Origin of the sequence: Pseudomonas putida NBRC 14164, assembly GCF_000412675.1 — a bacterium.
In the GTDB taxonomy this organism is placed as follows: domain Bacteria; phylum Pseudomonadota; class Gammaproteobacteria; order Pseudomonadales; family Pseudomonadaceae; genus Aquipseudomonas; species Aquipseudomonas putida.
This window is the reverse complement of sequence record NC_021505.1, coordinates 360,815-375,999: the sequence shown is the minus strand read 5'-3', so window position 1 is coordinate 375,999 and position 15,185 is coordinate 360,815. Positions and strand designations below refer to the sequence as shown.

14 protein-coding genes and 1 tRNA gene are annotated in these 15,185 nt (G+C 62.7%); 8 read left to right on the top strand and 7 right to left on the bottom strand.

Translation table 11 applies throughout. The features are described 5' to 3' along the window. Positions 1-35: 35 nt before the first annotated feature. Positions 36-1,412: an L-serine ammonia-lyase gene (locus PP4_RS01650; RefSeq protein ID WP_016497606.1), complete on the bottom strand. Its 1,377-nt coding sequence runs from the start codon at positions 1,410-1,412 to the stop codon at positions 36-38. 453 nt (positions 1,413-1,865) lie between these two features. Here PP4_RS01650 and PP4_RS01645 point away from each other — a divergent pair, with 453 nt between their 5' ends. From PP4_RS01645 to choV, 3 genes are all read left to right on the top strand, one after another. Further along, complete coding sequence (locus PP4_RS01645) at positions 1,866-2,813, top strand: choline ABC transporter substrate-binding protein (RefSeq protein WP_016497605.1); 948 nt, start codon at positions 1,866-1,868, stop codon at positions 2,811-2,813. An 81-nt stretch (positions 2,814-2,894) separates the two neighbouring features. Continuing rightward, positions 2,895-3,743, top strand: coding sequence for a choline ABC transporter permease subunit (gene choW, locus PP4_RS01640; RefSeq protein ID WP_169725175.1), 849 nt, complete (start codon positions 2,895-2,897; stop codon positions 3,741-3,743). After that, positions 3,740-4,918 (top strand): choline ABC transporter ATP-binding protein, encoded by a 1,179-nt coding sequence (choV, locus tag PP4_RS01635; protein ID WP_012270095.1) that lies wholly within the window; start codon positions 3,740-3,742, stop codon positions 4,916-4,918. The genes choW and choV overlap by 4 nt, the downstream gene beginning before the upstream one ends. A 117-nt stretch (positions 4,919-5,035) precedes the next feature. Here choV and hisF read toward each other — a convergent pair whose 3' ends face one another. From hisF to PP4_RS01605, 6 genes are all read right to left on the bottom strand, one after another. Next, positions 5,036-5,806, bottom strand: coding sequence for an imidazole glycerol phosphate synthase subunit HisF (gene hisF, locus PP4_RS01630; protein ID WP_008091498.1), 771 nt, complete (start codon positions 5,804-5,806; stop codon positions 5,036-5,038). Between the two features lie 10 nt (positions 5,807-5,816). Next, positions 5,817-6,554: a 1-(5-phosphoribosyl)-5-[(5-phosphoribosylamino)methylideneamino]imidazole-4-carboxamide isomerase gene (hisA, locus tag PP4_RS01625; protein WP_016484508.1), complete on the bottom strand. Its 738-nt coding sequence runs from the start codon at positions 6,552-6,554 to the stop codon at positions 5,817-5,819. Positions 6,555-6,581: 27 nt separating this feature from the next. Next, positions 6,582-6,842 carry a DUF2164 domain-containing protein gene (locus PP4_RS01620; RefSeq protein ID WP_016497604.1) on the bottom strand — a complete coding sequence of 87 codons (261 nt, stop codon included), beginning with the start codon at positions 6,840-6,842 and terminating at the stop codon, positions 6,582-6,584. After that, positions 6,843-7,481 (bottom strand): imidazole glycerol phosphate synthase subunit HisH, encoded by a 639-nt coding sequence (gene hisH, locus PP4_RS01615; protein ID WP_016497603.1) that lies wholly within the window; start codon positions 7,479-7,481, stop codon positions 6,843-6,845. Then, complete coding sequence (gene hisB / locus PP4_RS01610; protein ID WP_009682881.1) at positions 7,482-8,075, bottom strand: imidazoleglycerol-phosphate dehydratase HisB; 594 nt, start codon at positions 8,073-8,075, stop codon at positions 7,482-7,484. It lies immediately after the preceding gene. Positions 8,076-8,245: 170 nt separating this feature from the next. After that, the gene (locus PP4_RS01605; RefSeq protein WP_016497601.1) at positions 8,246-9,907 is read right to left on the bottom strand and encodes an OFA family MFS transporter; all 1,662 of its coding nucleotides are present in this window, start codon (positions 9,905-9,907) and stop codon (positions 8,246-8,248) included. Positions 9,908-10,275: 368 nt separating this feature from the next. Between PP4_RS01605 and PP4_RS01600 the strand changes: the two genes are divergently transcribed. From PP4_RS01600 to ppk2, 5 genes are all read left to right on the top strand, one after another. After that, entirely contained in the window at positions 10,276-12,534 is a 2,259-nt protein-coding gene (locus PP4_RS01600; RefSeq protein WP_016497600.1) for an AsmA family protein, read from the top strand. Beyond that, positions 12,531-13,598: an A/G-specific adenine glycosylase gene (gene mutY, locus PP4_RS01595; protein WP_016497599.1), complete on the top strand. Its 1,068-nt coding sequence runs from the start codon at positions 12,531-12,533 to the stop codon at positions 13,596-13,598. The genes PP4_RS01600 and mutY overlap by 4 nt, the downstream gene beginning before the upstream one ends. Continuing rightward, positions 13,595-13,867 (top strand): oxidative damage protection protein, encoded by a 273-nt coding sequence (locus tag PP4_RS01590; protein ID WP_016497598.1) that lies wholly within the window; start codon positions 13,595-13,597, stop codon positions 13,865-13,867. The genes mutY and PP4_RS01590 overlap by 4 nt, the downstream gene beginning before the upstream one ends. A gap of 90 nt (positions 13,868-13,957) precedes the next feature. Then, positions 13,958-14,033: transfer RNA gene (locus PP4_RS01585), tRNA-Phe, on the top strand. A gap of 169 nt (positions 14,034-14,202) precedes the next feature. Next, a complete protein-coding gene (ppk2, locus tag PP4_RS01580) occupies positions 14,203-15,183 on the top strand; it encodes a polyphosphate kinase 2 (RefSeq protein ID WP_016497597.1) in 981 nt (326 codons plus the stop codon). The last annotated feature ends 2 nt before the right edge of the window (positions 15,184-15,185 follow it).

Sequence of the window (15,185 nt, the reverse complement as noted above, 5' to 3'; positions counted from 1 at the left end):
TTCACCCGCGAAGAGGCCAGCAAATCTGGTAACGATCAGCACTCGATAGCGCTGACCGCCAGGCCACCGCGCGAGGTCTCTTTGTATTTGTCGTGCATGTCGGCCCCGGTATCACGCATGGTGCGGATCACCTGGTCGAGGGAAATGAAGTGCTCGCCGTCACCGCGCAGCGCCATTTGCACCGCGTTGATGGCTTTTACCGCAGCAATCGCGTTGCGCTCGATGCACGGCACCTGCACCAACCCGCCGACCGGGTCGCAGGTCAGGCCGAGGTTGTGTTCCAAGGCAATTTCGGCCGCGTTCTCCACCTGTGGCGGGGTGGCACCCAACACTTCGGCAAGCCCTGCCGCCGCCATGGCGCAGGCTGAGCCGACTTCACCCTGGCAGCCCACTTCGGCACCGGAAATCGACGCGTTCTTCTTGCACAGGATGCCCACGGCAGCCGCAGCCAGGAAGTAATCGACAATGCTGGACTCGTTCACCTCATCGCTGAAGCGCATGTAGTAGTGCAGCACCGCCGGGATGATGCCGGCCGCGCCATTGGTGGGTGCGGTAACCATGCGCCCACCGGCGGCGTTCTCTTCGTTGACCGCCAGGGCGAACAGGTTGACCCATTCCATGGCGCTCATGGTCGAGCCAATCACGTTGGGCTTGCCGATCTCCTGCAGGCTGCGGTGCAGCTTGGCAGCGCGGCGGCGCACGTTCAGCCCGCCGGGCAGCGTGCCTTCGTATTTAAGCCCGTTGTTGACGCATTCCTGCATGGCTTCCCAGAGCTTGTGCAGGCCGGCGCGGATCTCTTCTTCGCTGCGCCAGACCTTCTCGTTGGCCATCATCAATTGCGACACGCTGAGGTCGTTTTGCTTGCACAGGCGCAGCAGTTCGGCGGCGCTGTTGAAGTCGTACGGCAGCACCGTCTGGTCGGCATCCAGCACACCGCTGGCGGCCTGGGCGGCATCGACCACAAAGCCGCCACCCACCGAGTAGTAGGTGTCGCGGTGCAACTCGCCCTGCTCGCCTTCGGCAATCAGGGTCATGGCGTTGGGGTGGTACGGCAGGTTCTCGTCCAGCAGCAGCATGTCGCGGGCCCAGACAAACTCGATGGGCAAGCGGCTATCGAGCTGCAGCGTGTTGGTTTCGCGCAGGTCGGCGATGCGCGGCACGATCTGGGTCGGGTCAATGGCGTCAGGCCATTCGCCCATCAGGCCCATGACCGTGGCGTTGTCGGTGCCGTGACCGATGCCGGTGGCCGACAGCGAGCCATACAGGCGCACTTCGATCCGTTTTACACGTTCCAGCTCGCCGCGTTCGCGAAGGCCCTGAACAAACAGGGCGCCAGCACGCATGGGGCCGACGGTGTGGGAGCTGGAAGGCCCGACACCGATCTTGAACAGGTCGAACACGCTGATGGCCATTGTCGAATCACCTCTTGCTGGGCTTGTCTCTGCGCGCCATGCGCAGGGCGGGGCAACTGCTAGGCTCAAACAGCGGGCCGCCTTGAATGCCAGCATCATCGGGCTTTTACCGCACCCCTCGCCGTCTGCAACCGACGTACTTTTGTCCAGCCGCGCCGCGCTGTTTTTGCTCAAGGAGCGGCCCTCACCACGCCGCTTTCCGGCGGCCTGGTGACGCAAAAATGCGGCCGAGGGGGTGGATAAACCCATAAGCGACATCGCCCTTACTGGATACGACCCGTTCCGTACTGGATACGACCCTACCAGTAGGCGATTGCCCGGCGCTGGAGGATTATCGAAAGCGACTCGTAAAGCACGGCCACGCATCCTGCCCTCTGCAGGCCTGGTCGACCGGACCCTCAGAAAGCCCGGCGACCCACGCGAACCCGAAGACAATATCTCAGGAGTCCATCCATGAAAGGTTCACCCTCGCTGTTGCTGGTTGCGTTGCTGTCCACGCCCTTGCTGGCCCAGGCCGCCGAACCCGAGCAGTGTCAGACGGTACGTTTCTCCGACGTCGGCTGGACCGACATCACAGTCACGACCGCGACCACCAGCGTTGTGCTCGAAGCCCTGGGTTACAAAACCCACACCACCATGATCTCGGTACCCGTGACCTACAAGTCGCTGGCCACCGGCAAGGACCTGGACGTGTTTCTCGGCAACTGGATGCCGACCATGGAGAACGACATCAAGCAGTACCGCGACGCTGGCACCGTGGAAACGGTGCGCGCCAACCTGGAAAACGCCAAGTACACCTTGGCCGTGCCCCAGGCGCTGTACGACAAGGGCCTGAAAGATTTCGCCGACATTCCCAAGTTCAAGAAGGAACTGGACGGCAAGATCTACGGCATCGAGCCCGGCAACGATGGCAACCGCACCATCCAGAGCATGATCGACAAGAACGCCTTCGGCCTGAAGGACGCCGGTTTCAAGATTGTGCAATCGAGCGAGGCCGGCATGCTGTCGCAGGTCGACCGCGCGCAAAAACGCGGCGAGGCCCTGGTGTTCCTGGGCTGGGAACCGCACCCGATGAACACCCGCTTCAAGATGCAGTACCTGACCGGCGGGGACGATTTCTTCGGGCCCGATTTCGGCAAGGCGACCGTATTGACCAATACCCGCAAGGGCTACGCGCAGGAATGCAGCAACGTTGGCCAACTGCTCAAGAACCTGTCGTTCGAGCTCAAGGATGAAAGCACCATGATGGGCTATGTCCTGGACGACAAGATGAAACCCGAAGCAGCCGCCAAGAAGTGGCTTAAAGACAACCCCGGCAAGCTGGACACCTGGCTTGCCGGCGTTACCACTGTTGATGGCAAACCCGGCCTTGAGGCGGCCAAGGCCAAGCTGGCGCAATAACGCAGCACGCAATAGCGCTACCTCGGGGCAGGACCGTGCCTGCCCCGGGTTGATTTCAATCTATGCAGGTGGAAGCTCGCTATCATGCTTATCGATCAGAAAATACCCCTGGGCCAGTACATCGCGTCGTTCGTCGAGTGGCTGACCCAGAACGGCGCAAATTACTTCGACGCCATCGCGCAAGGCCTGGAATTCATGATCCATGGGGTCACCAGTGCCCTGACCTGGTTCAACCCGTTCGTCCTCATCGCCCTGTTCGCCGGCCTGGCACACCTGATCCAGCGCAAGTGGGGGCTGACCGCGTTCGTTGCCCTGTCATTCCTGCTGATCTTCAACCTGGGTTACTGGCAGGAAACCATGGAAACCCTGGCGCAGGTGACCTTCGCCACGGTGGTGTGCGTGGTGATTGGCGTGCCCCTGGGCATCCTGGCTGCGCACAAACCAATGTTCTATACCGCCATGCGCCCGGTACTCGACCTGATGCAGACGGTGCCCACCTTCGTCTACCTGATCCCTACCCTGACCCTGTTCGGCCTGGGTGTGGTACCGGGGCTGATCTCTACCGTGGTCTTCGCCATTGCGGCACCAATCCGCCTCACCTACCTGGGCATCTGCGACGTCCCGCAGGAGCTGATGGACGCTGGCAAGGCCTTTGGCTGCTCGCGTCGCCAATTGCTTACCCGTATCGAACTGCCGCATGCGATGCCCAGCATCGCCGCCGGCGTCACCCAGTGCATCATGCTGTCGCTGTCGATGGTGGTGATCGCCGCCCTGGTGGGCGCTGACGGCCTGGGCAAACCTGTGGTCAACGCACTGAACACCGCCGATATTTCCCTGGGCTTCGAAGCGGGCCTGGCGATCGTGCTGCTGGCAATCATGCTCGACCGTATCTGCAAGCAACCGGAACTGCCGGTAAGGGGTGAGGCATGAGCATCATTCGTTTCGAAGACGTCGACGTCATTTTCTCCAACAAGCCGCGCGAGGCACTGTCGCTGCTGGACCAGGGCAAGACCCGCGAACAGATCCTCAAGCAGACCGGCCTGGTGGTCGGCGTCGAAAAGGCCAACCTTGATATCAACAAGGGTGAGATCTGCGTGCTGATGGGCTTGTCCGGCTCGGGCAAATCGAGCCTGCTGCGCTGCATCAACGGCCTGAACACCGTCAGCCGCGGCAAGCTGTTTGTCGAGCACGAAGGCAAGCACATCGACATTGCCCACTGCAGCCCGGCCGAGCTGAAAATGATGCGCACCAAGCGCATTGCCATGGTGTTCCAGAAGTTCGCCCTGATGCCTTGGCTGACGGTGCGCGAGAACATCAGCTTTGGCCTGGAAATGCAGGGCCGCCCTGAAAAGGAACGGCGCAAGCTGGTGGACGAGAAGCTCGAGCTGGTGGGCCTGACCCAGTGGCGCAACAAGAAGCCGGACGAGTTGTCTGGCGGCATGCAGCAGCGCGTGGGCCTGGCCCGGGCGCTGGCGATGGATGCCGACATCCTGCTGATGGACGAACCGTTCTCGGCACTGGACCCGCTGATCCGCCAAGGCCTGCAAGACGAGCTGCTGGGCCTGCAGGCCAAGCTGAGCAAGACCATCGTGTTCGTCAGCCACGACCTGGACGAGGCACTGAAGCTGGGTACCCGCATTGCGATCATGAAGGACGGGCGGATCATCCAGTACAGCAAGCCGGAGGAGATCGTGCTCAACCCGGCCGACGAGTATGTGCGTACCTTCGTCGCCCACACCAACCCGCTGAACGTGCTGTGCGGCCGCAGCCTGATGCGCAGCCTGGACAACTGCAAGCGGGTCAATGGCTCGGTGTGCCTGGACCCGGGTATCGATTCGTGGCTGGACCTGGGCGAAGGTGGCGCGCTCAAGCGTGCACGCCAGGGCCAGAACGGGCTGGACATGCAGAACTGGGCACCGGGGCAGGATGTGGAGCTGCTGGAGCGCAGGCCGACCGTGGTGCACGCCGACATCGGCATGCGCGAGGCGCTGCAGATTCGTTATCAGACCGGCAACAAGCTGGTGTTGCAGGATAACGACAGGGTGGTGGGGATTCTTGGGGATACCGAGCTTTATCACGCGTTGCTCGGCAAGAACCACGGTTGAGGCAATTGGGGCCGCGTTGCGGCCCTTCGCGGGCACGCCCGCTCCCACAGGTTTGGAGAGATCCCTGTGGGAGCGGGCGTGCCCGCGAAGGGCTGCTAAGCAGCCCCAATCAATGGATCAGCGAACGACGATACCGCGCGATGCCATGTAGGCCTTGGCCTCCGGCACCGTGTACTCGCCAAAGTGGAAGATACTGGCCGCCAGCACCGCGCTGGCATGCCCTTCCAGAATGCCGTCAGCCAGGTGCTGCAGGTTACCCACACCACCCGAGGCAATCACCGGAATGCCCAGCGCATCACTGATGGCGCGGGTAACACCCAGGTCGAAGCCGTTCTTCATGCCGTCCTGGTCCATGCTGGTCAGCAGGATCTCGCCAGCACCCAGGCCTTCCATCTTCTTCGCCCACTCGACTGCATCCAGCCCGGTCGGCTTGCGCCCGCCGTGGGTGAAAATTTCCCAGCGTGGCGTTTCACCTGGCCCGGACACCTTCTTGGCATCGATGGCGACAACGATGCACTGCGAACCGAAACGGTCCGCCGCCTCGCCCACAAACTCCGGGTTGAACACCGCAGCCGTGTTGATCGAAACCTTGTCGGCACCGGCATTGAGCAGGTTGCGGATGTCCTGCACGGTGCGCACGCCACCGCCCACGGTCAGCGGGATGAACACCTGGCTGGCCATGCGCTCGACGGTATGCAGGGTGGTGTCGCGGCCATCGACGCTGGCGGTGATGTCGAGGAAGGTGATCTCGTCGGCACCCTGCTCGTTGTAGCGACGGGCGATTTCCACCGGGTCGCCGGCATCACGAATGTTCTCGAACTTGACGCCCTTGACCACCCGGCCGTTGTCCACGTCCAGGCAAGGGATGATGCGCTTGGCCAGTGCCATGGTTCAGTCCTCAGCCTTGGTAGTTGTCGCAGAAGGCCTGGGCCTCGGCGACATCGAGGGTGCCTTCGTAGATGGCACGGCCGGTGATGGCGCCAATGATGCCGGGGGCCTTGGCGTCCAGCAGGGCCTTGATGTCGCCCAGGTTGTGGATGCCGCCCGAGGCGATCACCGGAATGCGGGTGGCTTCAGCCAGTGCCTTGGTGAAAGGCACGTTGCAGCCCTGCATCATGCCGTCCTTGGCGATGTCGGTGTAGACGATCGCCGAGACGCCATCGGCCTCGAAACGCTTGGCCAGATCGATGACCTGCACGGTGCTCACTTCGGCCCAGCCGTCGGTGGCGACGAAGCCGTCCTTGGCATCCAGGCCAACGATGACCTTGCCGGGGAAGGCCTTGCACGCTTCGGCGACGAACTCTGGCTGCTTCACCGCCTTGGTGCCGATGATCACGTAGCTGACGCCAGCCTTGACGTAATGCTCGATGGTTTCCAGCGAACGGATGCCACCGCCGATCTGGATCGGCAGGGTCGGGTAGCGCTTGGCAATGGCGGTAACCACCTCACCGTTGACCGGCTGGCCTTCGAAGGCGCCGTTGAGGTCGACCAGGTGCAGGCGGCGGCAGCCACCCTCGACCCACTTGGCGGCCATGCTCACCGGGTCGTCGGAAAATACCGTGGAGTCTTCCATGCGGCCCTGGCGCAGGCGCACGCAAGCACCGTCCTTCAGATCGATAGCGGGGATAATCAGCATCTTGGGAACCTGTCTGTTCTTAGGGTTTCAGGGCTTTTCGAGCGCCCACAGATCGCTTTCGATGCTCTCGAACCGCTCCTTGAGGTGCAGCTGAACATCGGCAATCGCCCTGTTGTAGTAAAGGGGTGCAATTTCTTTGCTGAACAGCTCAAGCACCTCGGCCACCTCGAACGACCCCAGCTCCAGCTCGAAACGGTCTTCGAGGAAGCGCTTGAGCGTGTCGAGCGCATCGCGCTCCTGCTCGGGGGCCAGCGTGATGACCGGGGTCTTGGCTTTCGACCTGCTCATTTACCAGCGCCCGTCCCAGGCGACGAAGTTCTGCAGCAACTGCAGGCCATGGGTATGGCTCTTCTCCGGGTGGAACTGCACGGCAAAGCGCGAGCCATCTGCCAGCGCGGCGGCAAAATCGACGCCGTAGTGGCCGCGGCCGACTACCTGGCCCGGCTTGCCGGCATTGATGTAATAGCTGTGCACGAAGTAGAAACGCGCTTGGTCGGGGATGTCGTGCCACAGCGGGTGGTGGATGGTCTGGCTGACTTCGTTCCAGCCCATGTGCGGCACCTTCAGGTGCTCGCCGTCTTCTTGCAGGTCTTTGCCGAAGAAGCGCACCTGGCCCGGGAACATGCCGATGCAGTCGACACCGGCGTTTTCCTCGCTGTGTTCAAGCAGCGCCTGCATGCCCACGCAAATACCGAGGAACGGGCGGTCCTGGCTGACTTCGCGCACCAGGCTGTCGAAGCCCAGGCGGCGGATTTCGGCCATGCAATCGCGGATCGCACCTACGCCCGGAAATACCACGCGGTCGGCTTCACGTATGACTGCGGCATCGCTGGTGACCAGCACTTTACCGGCACCAACGTGCTCAAGCGCCTTGGCCACCGAGTGCAGGTTGCCCATGCCATAGTCGATTACGGCTACCGTCTGCATTTACAGGCACCCTTTGGTCGACGGCATCTGCCCGGCCATGCGCTCGTCGAGGGTGACAGCCATGCGCAGCGCGCGGCCGAATGCCTTGAACACGGTTTCGATCTGGTGGTGGGTGTTGTGGCCACGCAGGTTGTCGATGTGCAGGGTTACCAGCGCGTGGTTGACGAAGCCCTGGAAGAATTCCTGGAACAGGTCGACATCGAAGCCGCCAACACTGGCACGGGTATACGGCACATGCATTTGCAGGCCAGGGCGACCGGAGAAGTCGATGACCACACGCGACAGCGCTTCATCCAGCGGCACGTAGGCGTGGCCGTAGCGGAAGATACCTTTCTTGTCACCGATGGCCTGGGCGAAAGCCATGCCCAGGGTGATACCGACGTCCTCGACGGTATGGTGATCGTCGATATGCGTGTCACCCTTGCACTCGATATCCAGATCGATCAGGCCATGGCGGGCGATCTGGTCCAGCATGTGTTCAAGAAAAGGCACGCCGATATCGAATCGGGCCTTGCCACTGCCATCGAGGTTGATCGAGCACTTGACCTGGGTTTCCAGGGTATTGCGCTCGACGGAAGCCTTACGTTCGACCATCACCAGCTCCGCAAAATCATTGGGCGAAAAGGGCTCCATTATAGGCCCAGAACGCGCCAGCTTGAAACGCGGATGACATATGGCAAAGCGAGGAATTACGGGGGCTGGATGCTGCTACAGGTCTATACAACTGCGTAATGGGGGCTGCTTTGCGCCCCCATGCAGTTACATCAATGGAACAGGACAGCAGTCTTCTGCAGTGTCACCCACACACCCCAGGCCAGCGGCACGACCACCACCGCCCAGGCCAGCAGCACCAACGGCAGGCTCCCCGGCGCCGCCTTCCACTCCAGCGACCGCGCCCCATCGGCACCCTTGTCATGGCTCAGCGCGCGCTCGGCCGCCAGTTCGGCATCGCTCATGAAGTGCTTGTCGGCCACCGGGCGCACCAGCATGTTGCAGATAAAGCCCAGCACCAGCAGGCCGGCGAGGATATACAAGGTCATGTCGTAAGCCGCTGCGCGCTCTACACCCGCTGCCAGCTGAGACTCGCGCAGGTAAGTGATCAACACCGGCCCCAGCACGCCCGCCGCAGCCCAGGCAGTCAGCAGGCGACCATGAATGGCGCCGACCATCTGCGTGCCGAACAGGTCAGCCAGGTACGCCGGCACGGTCGCGAAACCGCCGCCATACATCGACAGGATGATGCAGAACGCGGCCACGAACAGCGCCACGTTACCCAGGTGCCCCATGTTCGGCACCAGGCTGTAAAGGCCAACGCCCAGGGCGAAGAAGGCAAAGTAGGTGTTCTTGCGCCCGATATAGTCGGAGAACGATGCCCAGAAGAACCGCCCGCCGATGTTGAACAGGCTCAGCAGGCCGGTGAAGCCGGCGGCGATCGCGGCAATCTGTGCCAACTGGGCCGCATTCAGCTGGCTGAAGGTCAGTTCGTTGCCCAGCAATTTGCCGGCGAACACTTCCTGCAGCAGGGGCGACGCCATGCCGAGAATACCGATGCCCGCCGACACGTTCAGGCACAGCACCAGCCAGATCAGCGCGAATTGGGGGGTTTTCCACGCCACACTGACATGTACATGGCGGTCGGTGACCATGGTGTTACCGGCTTTTTTCGCCGGGGCGCTCCAGCCTTCGGGCTTCCAGCCGGTCGGCGGCACTCGGTAAGCCAGCGCGCCGGCAGTCATGAAGACGAAGTAGATCGCCGCCATGGCGACGAAGCTCTGCCATACGCCCACTTCGTGCTCGTTGCCAAAATGCCCCATCAGCGCAGTGGCCAGCGGTGCACCCACCATGGCCCCGCCACCGAAGCCCATGATCGCCATGCCGGTGGCCATGCCGCGTTTGTCCGGGAACCACTTGATCAACGTGGACACAGGGGAGATATAGCCCAGGCCCAGGCCGATGCCGCCGATCACGCCGGAGCCCAGCCACATCAGCCACAGTTGGTGGGTTTTTACGCCAATGGCCGAGATCAGCATGCCGCCACACCAGCACAGTGCCGACACCAGGCCCGCCTTTCGCGGCCCGGCGTGCTCCAGCCAACCACCCAGTACTGCCGCGGAGCAGCCGAGGAAGACGAAGAACAGGGTGTAGATCCAGCTCAGCATCGAGATCGGCCAGTCGCATTCGGCGCTGAACAGGCGGGCAATGAAGCCCATGTCTGGCGCACAGGCGACGGGCGCGGTGATGCCGAGGGCTTGCGACAACGGCAGCCAGAACACCGAAAAACCGTAGGCCATGCCGATGCACAGGTGGATGGCCAGGGCGGCTGGCGGGACCAGCCAGCGGTTGAAGCCCGGGCGGGCGATGATGCGCTCCTTCGACAGGAAGCCTGGCGCACTGGCCGAGGCTCCCGCCGCGACGGTACTGGTCATGGATCTGATCCTTCTTATAGGGTGGGTGCTCGCAAAGCGGCGCAAGATTAGCAGAGCCAAGTGGCGTGAAAGCAATCTGATATCGTGATTTTTCGCGTTGCTGAAACGGTCCTCTCTCCTGTGCCGGCCTCTTCGCGGGCTCGCCCGCTCCCACAGGATTTTCAACACCCTTCAGGCCTGTGCAGTACCTGTGGGAGCGGGCATGCCCGCGAAGAGGCCAGCACAGGCAAACATTTGCCCACCGAAAGCCGTACCATCTGCTTCAACCGTAGGAAAAGCCCTGTATCTCTAGTCGAATAAGCAGGGACAACCACCGCGGCGTTATACTCTGTCGCCTGAATTCACTAACGGACTACAAGGACTCGCCCATGAAAGCGTTCGGCAAAATCCTGGGACTGGGGCTTCTCGGGTTGCTGCTGATCATCGTGGCGCTGGGCTTCGCCCTGACCCACCTCTTTGATCCCAACGACTACAAAGACGAGATTCGCCAGTTGGCACGGGACAAGGCTCACGTCGAGCTGACCCTCAACGGCGACATCGGCTGGAGCCTGTTCCCGTGGCTGGGCCTGGAGTTGCACGAAGCAAGCATCGCCACCTTGGCCAAACCCAAGGAGCCGTTCGCCGACCTGCAAATGCTCGGCCTGTCCGTGCGTGTGCTGCCGTTGTTGCGCCGCGAAGTGCAGATGAGCGACGTGCGCGTCGAAGGCTTGAACCTGACCCTGGCCCGCGACGAGCAAGGTCATGGCAACTGGGAAGACATCGGCAAGCCGCTGCCCGCGCCGAACGGCACCCCTGCCGATGCGCAGGCCAATGCCCCCGCCCAGGCAACTGCCGAACAGAAGCCGGCGCCTGCGAACGGCAACGAGCGGGCCGTCAAGCTGGACATCGACAGCCTGACCGTGAACAACGCCCGCGTGCAGTACAGCGATGCCAAGACCGGCCAGAGCTACAGCGCCGAGAGCATCCAGCTGAGCACGGGGCCGGTCCACGAAGGCGCCAACATTCCGCTCAAGGCCAGTGCCTTCATCAGCGCCAGCGAGCCGAATATCAAGGCCCGCACCGAACTGGCCGGCGAGCTGCGTTTTGACCGCAAGCTCAAGCGCTACAACTTCGAAGACATGCGCCTGTCGGGCGAAACCTCGGGTGAGCCAACCGGCGGCAAGACCGTGACCTTCGCCGCCCAGGGCCAGCTGCTGGTCGACCTGGCAGCCAATGTCGCCTCGTGGAACGGCCTGAAAGTCTCGGCCAACCAGCTGCGCGCCCTGGGCGAGCTGAATGTGCGCGACCTGGACAAGGCACCACAGCTGAGCGGTGGCCTGTCCATCGCCCAGTTCAACCTGCGCACCTTCCTCGACAGCATCGGCCGCACGCTGCCAGCCACCAACGACCCGGCAGCCTTCGCCAAGCTGGAGCTGGTGACCCGTCTGCAGGGCACGGCAAACAGCCTGGCCCTGGAAGACCTGGCCGTGAAGCTGGACGACAGTACCTTCAGTGGCCGTGTGGCCGTGGAAGACTTCGCCAAGCAGGCCCTGCGCCTGCAACTGAAGGGCGATACCTTCGACGCTGACCGCTACCTGCCAGCCAAGAGCGAAGAGGCCAAGGGCGCCACTGCCGCGCGCCAGGCCGAGGTCAAGCAGCAAGAAGCCAGCGCCGTGGCCGGTGCCGGCACCACACCACTGCCCAACGCCCCGACCCAGGTGGCCTGGAGCGACGACAAACTGCTGCCGGTCGACCGCCTGCGCGCCCTCGACCTGCAAGCAGACCTGGCCTTTGGCTCGCTGACCGTGGACAAGCTGCCGATCGAAGACGCCCAGCTCAAGGCCATTGGCCAAGGCGGCCTGCTGACCCTGCAAACCCTGCGCGGCGAGCTGTACAACGGCACCTTCGAAGCCAAGGGCACGGTCGACGTGCGCCCTGCCGTACCGCAACTGGGTGTGAACACCAACATCCAGCGGGTGCCGGTAGAGCACTTCATCAAGACCGAAGGCAAGGACCAGGTACCACCCGTCAAAGGCCTGCTGACCCTGACCAGCGACCTGACCGCCAGCGGCAACAGCCAGAAAGCCCTGGTCGACACCCTGAACGGCAGCGCCAACTTCACCATCAATGATGGCGTGCTGGTCAATGCCAACCTGGAACAGCAGCTGTGCCAGGCCATCGCCACCCTCAACCGCAAGACCCTGAGCGGCGAGCCTCGCGGCAAGGACACCCCGTTCCAGGAACTGCGCGGCAGCCTGGTGGTGCGCAATGGCGTTGCCAGCAACCCGGACCTCAAGGCGCGCATCCCGGGCCTGACCGTCAACGGCCATGGCGACCTCGACCTGCGTGTGCTGGGCATGGACTACAACGTTGGCGTGATTGTCGAAGGCGACCAGCGCGCCATGCCGGACCCGGCCTGCCAGGTCAACGAACGCTACGTGGGCGTTGAAGTGCCGCTGCGCTGCCGTGGCCCGCTGGAGCTGGGCGCCAAGGCCTGCCGCCTGGACCAGGGCGGCATGGGCAAAGTTGCCGCCAAGCTGGCCGGCAACCGCCTGAAAGACAAGATTGATGAAAAGCTCGAAGAAAAACTCGGAGACAAAGTGAGCCCGGAAGTAAAAGACGCACTCAAGGGGCTGTTCAAGCGATGAGCCCCGAGCAGTTCTCCAGCGCTGTGCTGGACTGGTACGACGAGCACGGCCGGCACGACCTGCCCTGGCAACAGGGCATCACCCCGTACCGGGTGTGGGTGTCGGAAATCATGTTGCAGCAGACCCAGGTCAGCACCGTGCTCAACTACTTCGACCGGTTCATGCAGGCCCTGCCGACCGTGCAGGCCCTGGCCGAGGCGCCGGAGGATGAAGTGCTGCACCTGTGGACGGGGCTGGGCTACTACACCCGCGCACGCAACCTGCAAAAGGCGGCAAAGATCGTCGTCGCGCAACATGGCGGCGAGTTCCCGCGCAGTGTCGAGCAGCTCACCGAGCTGCCCGGCATCGGCCGCTCCACCGCCGGCGCCATCGCCAGCATCAGCATGGGCATTCGCGCGCCGATCCTGGACGGTAACGTCAAGCGCGTGCTGGCCCGCTACACCGCCCAGGCCGGCTACCCTGGCGAGCCCAAGGTGGCCAACCAGCTGTGGGCCACGGCCGAGCGTTTTACCCCGCTGGAGCGCGCCAACCATTACACCCAGGCCATGATGGACATGGGTGCCACGCTGTGCACCCGCAGCAAGCCCAGTTGCCTGATCTGCCCGTTGCAGCGCGGCTGCGAGGCGCACCTGCACGGTGAAGAAACCCGATACCCGGAGCCCAAGCCGCGCAAGGCGTTGCCACAACGGCGCACGCTGATGCCACTGCTGGCCAACCACGAAGGCGCCATCCTGCTTTATCGCCGCCCCTCCAGCGGCCTTTGGGGTGGCTTGTGGAGCCTGCCGGAGCTGGACGACCTCGCACAGCTCGACGACCTGGCCTATCAGCACGGCTTGCGCCTGGCAGGCAGCCGGGCCATGGCAGGCCTGACCCATACCTTCAGCCACTTCCAGCTGGCAATCGAGCCCTGGCTGGTGCGCGTCGACCTGGTCGGCGAGCACGTGGCCGAGGCCGACTGGCTCTGGTATAACCTCGCCACCCCGCCGCGCCTGGGCCTCGCCGCCCCGGTCAAAAAGCTGCTTGAACGCGCAGCCGACGAACTGATTGCAGGAGATGCCCGATGACCCGCACCGTGATGTGCCGCAAGTACAAAGAAGAACTGCCAGGCCTGGAGCGCCCGCCCTACCCCGGCGCCAAGGGCCAGGACATCTTCGAACACATCTCGCAGAAAGCCTGGGCAGACTGGCAGAAGCACCAGACCATGCTGATCAACGAAAAACGCCTGAACATGATGAATGCCGAGGACCGCAAATTCCTCCAGGCAGAGATGGACAAGTTTTTCGCCGGCGAAGAATACGCCCAGGCGGAAGGCTACGTTCCACCGGCCGAATGACCCCAAAAATCGTAAGCGACGGAATTAATTTAAAATTTTTTCAAAAAGTCGTTGACGAGCGGTCCGGAAATCTATTTAATTCACCTCGTCGCCCAGATAGCTCAGTCGGTAGAGCAGAGGATTGAAAATCCTCGTGTCGGCGGTTCGACTCCGTCTCTGGGCACCACCTTCAGCTTCTGGTGGTTGCAAAGTTACCCGAAGCGACAACAAGAAACCCGCCTAGTGCGGGTTTTTTGTTGTCTGTAATTTTTGCTCATTGACCAGCATCAAATAGCCATCACTCGCTCACCTTCATAATCGAAGACGGACACCCGTATCGACCAGCAAGGACCTCCATGAGCGAAGAATCCCCCCTCCTGCTCCCCGCCCCCAGCGAACCCGCCATCACTCCAGTCCGCACGCGCCGCCCACGCCAGCGCAAGCCGGAACCGGCGATCGCCAGCATCAGCCAGCAACCCGCGGCACTGGAAGTTGCCACCGCCCCCAAGGGCAGCAACGAAGACAGCACCTCGGCGCGCCTGCCGGCCAGCTACCCCTACCGTACCCGTCTGCGACGCCAGGACTACGAAAAGGCCAAGCACGCGCTGCAGATCGAGCTATTGAAGGTACAAAGCTGGGTGAAGGAAACCGGCCAGCGTGTGGTGATCCTGTTCGAGGGGCGCGATGCCGCAGGCAAGGGCGGCACGATCAAGCGTTTCATGGAGCACCTCAACCCACGTGGCGCACGCATCGTCGCACTGGAGAAGCCTTCCGAGCAGGAACAGGGCCAGTGGTATTTCCAGCGCTACATCCAGCACCTGCCCACAGCGGGTGAAATGGTGTTCTTCGACCGCTCCTGGTACAACCGCGCCGGGGTCGAGAAGGTAATGGGCTTCTGCACGCCGCTGCAGTACCTGGAGTTCATGCGCCAGGCGCCAGACCTGGAACGCATGCTGTGCAACAGCGGCATCCTGCTGTTCAAGTACTGGTTTTCGGTGAACCGCGAAGAGCAACTGCGCCGCTTCATCTCGCGCCGGGACGACCCGCTCAAGCACTGGAAGCTCTCGCCCATCGACATCAAGTCGCTGGACAAATGGGAAGACTACACCGGTGCCAAGGAAGCGATGTTCTTCCACACCGACACCGCCGATGCGCCGTGGACAGTGATCAAGTCCGATGACAAGAAGCGCGCGCGGATCAACTGCATCCGCCACTTCCTGCACTCGCTGGACTACCCCGGCAAGGACCACAGCGTGGCCCATGCCCCCGATGCACTGCTGGTGGGTCGGGCATCGCGGGGATTCGAGGAGGATGAACCGATAGGGGTAGCCAGTTAGAT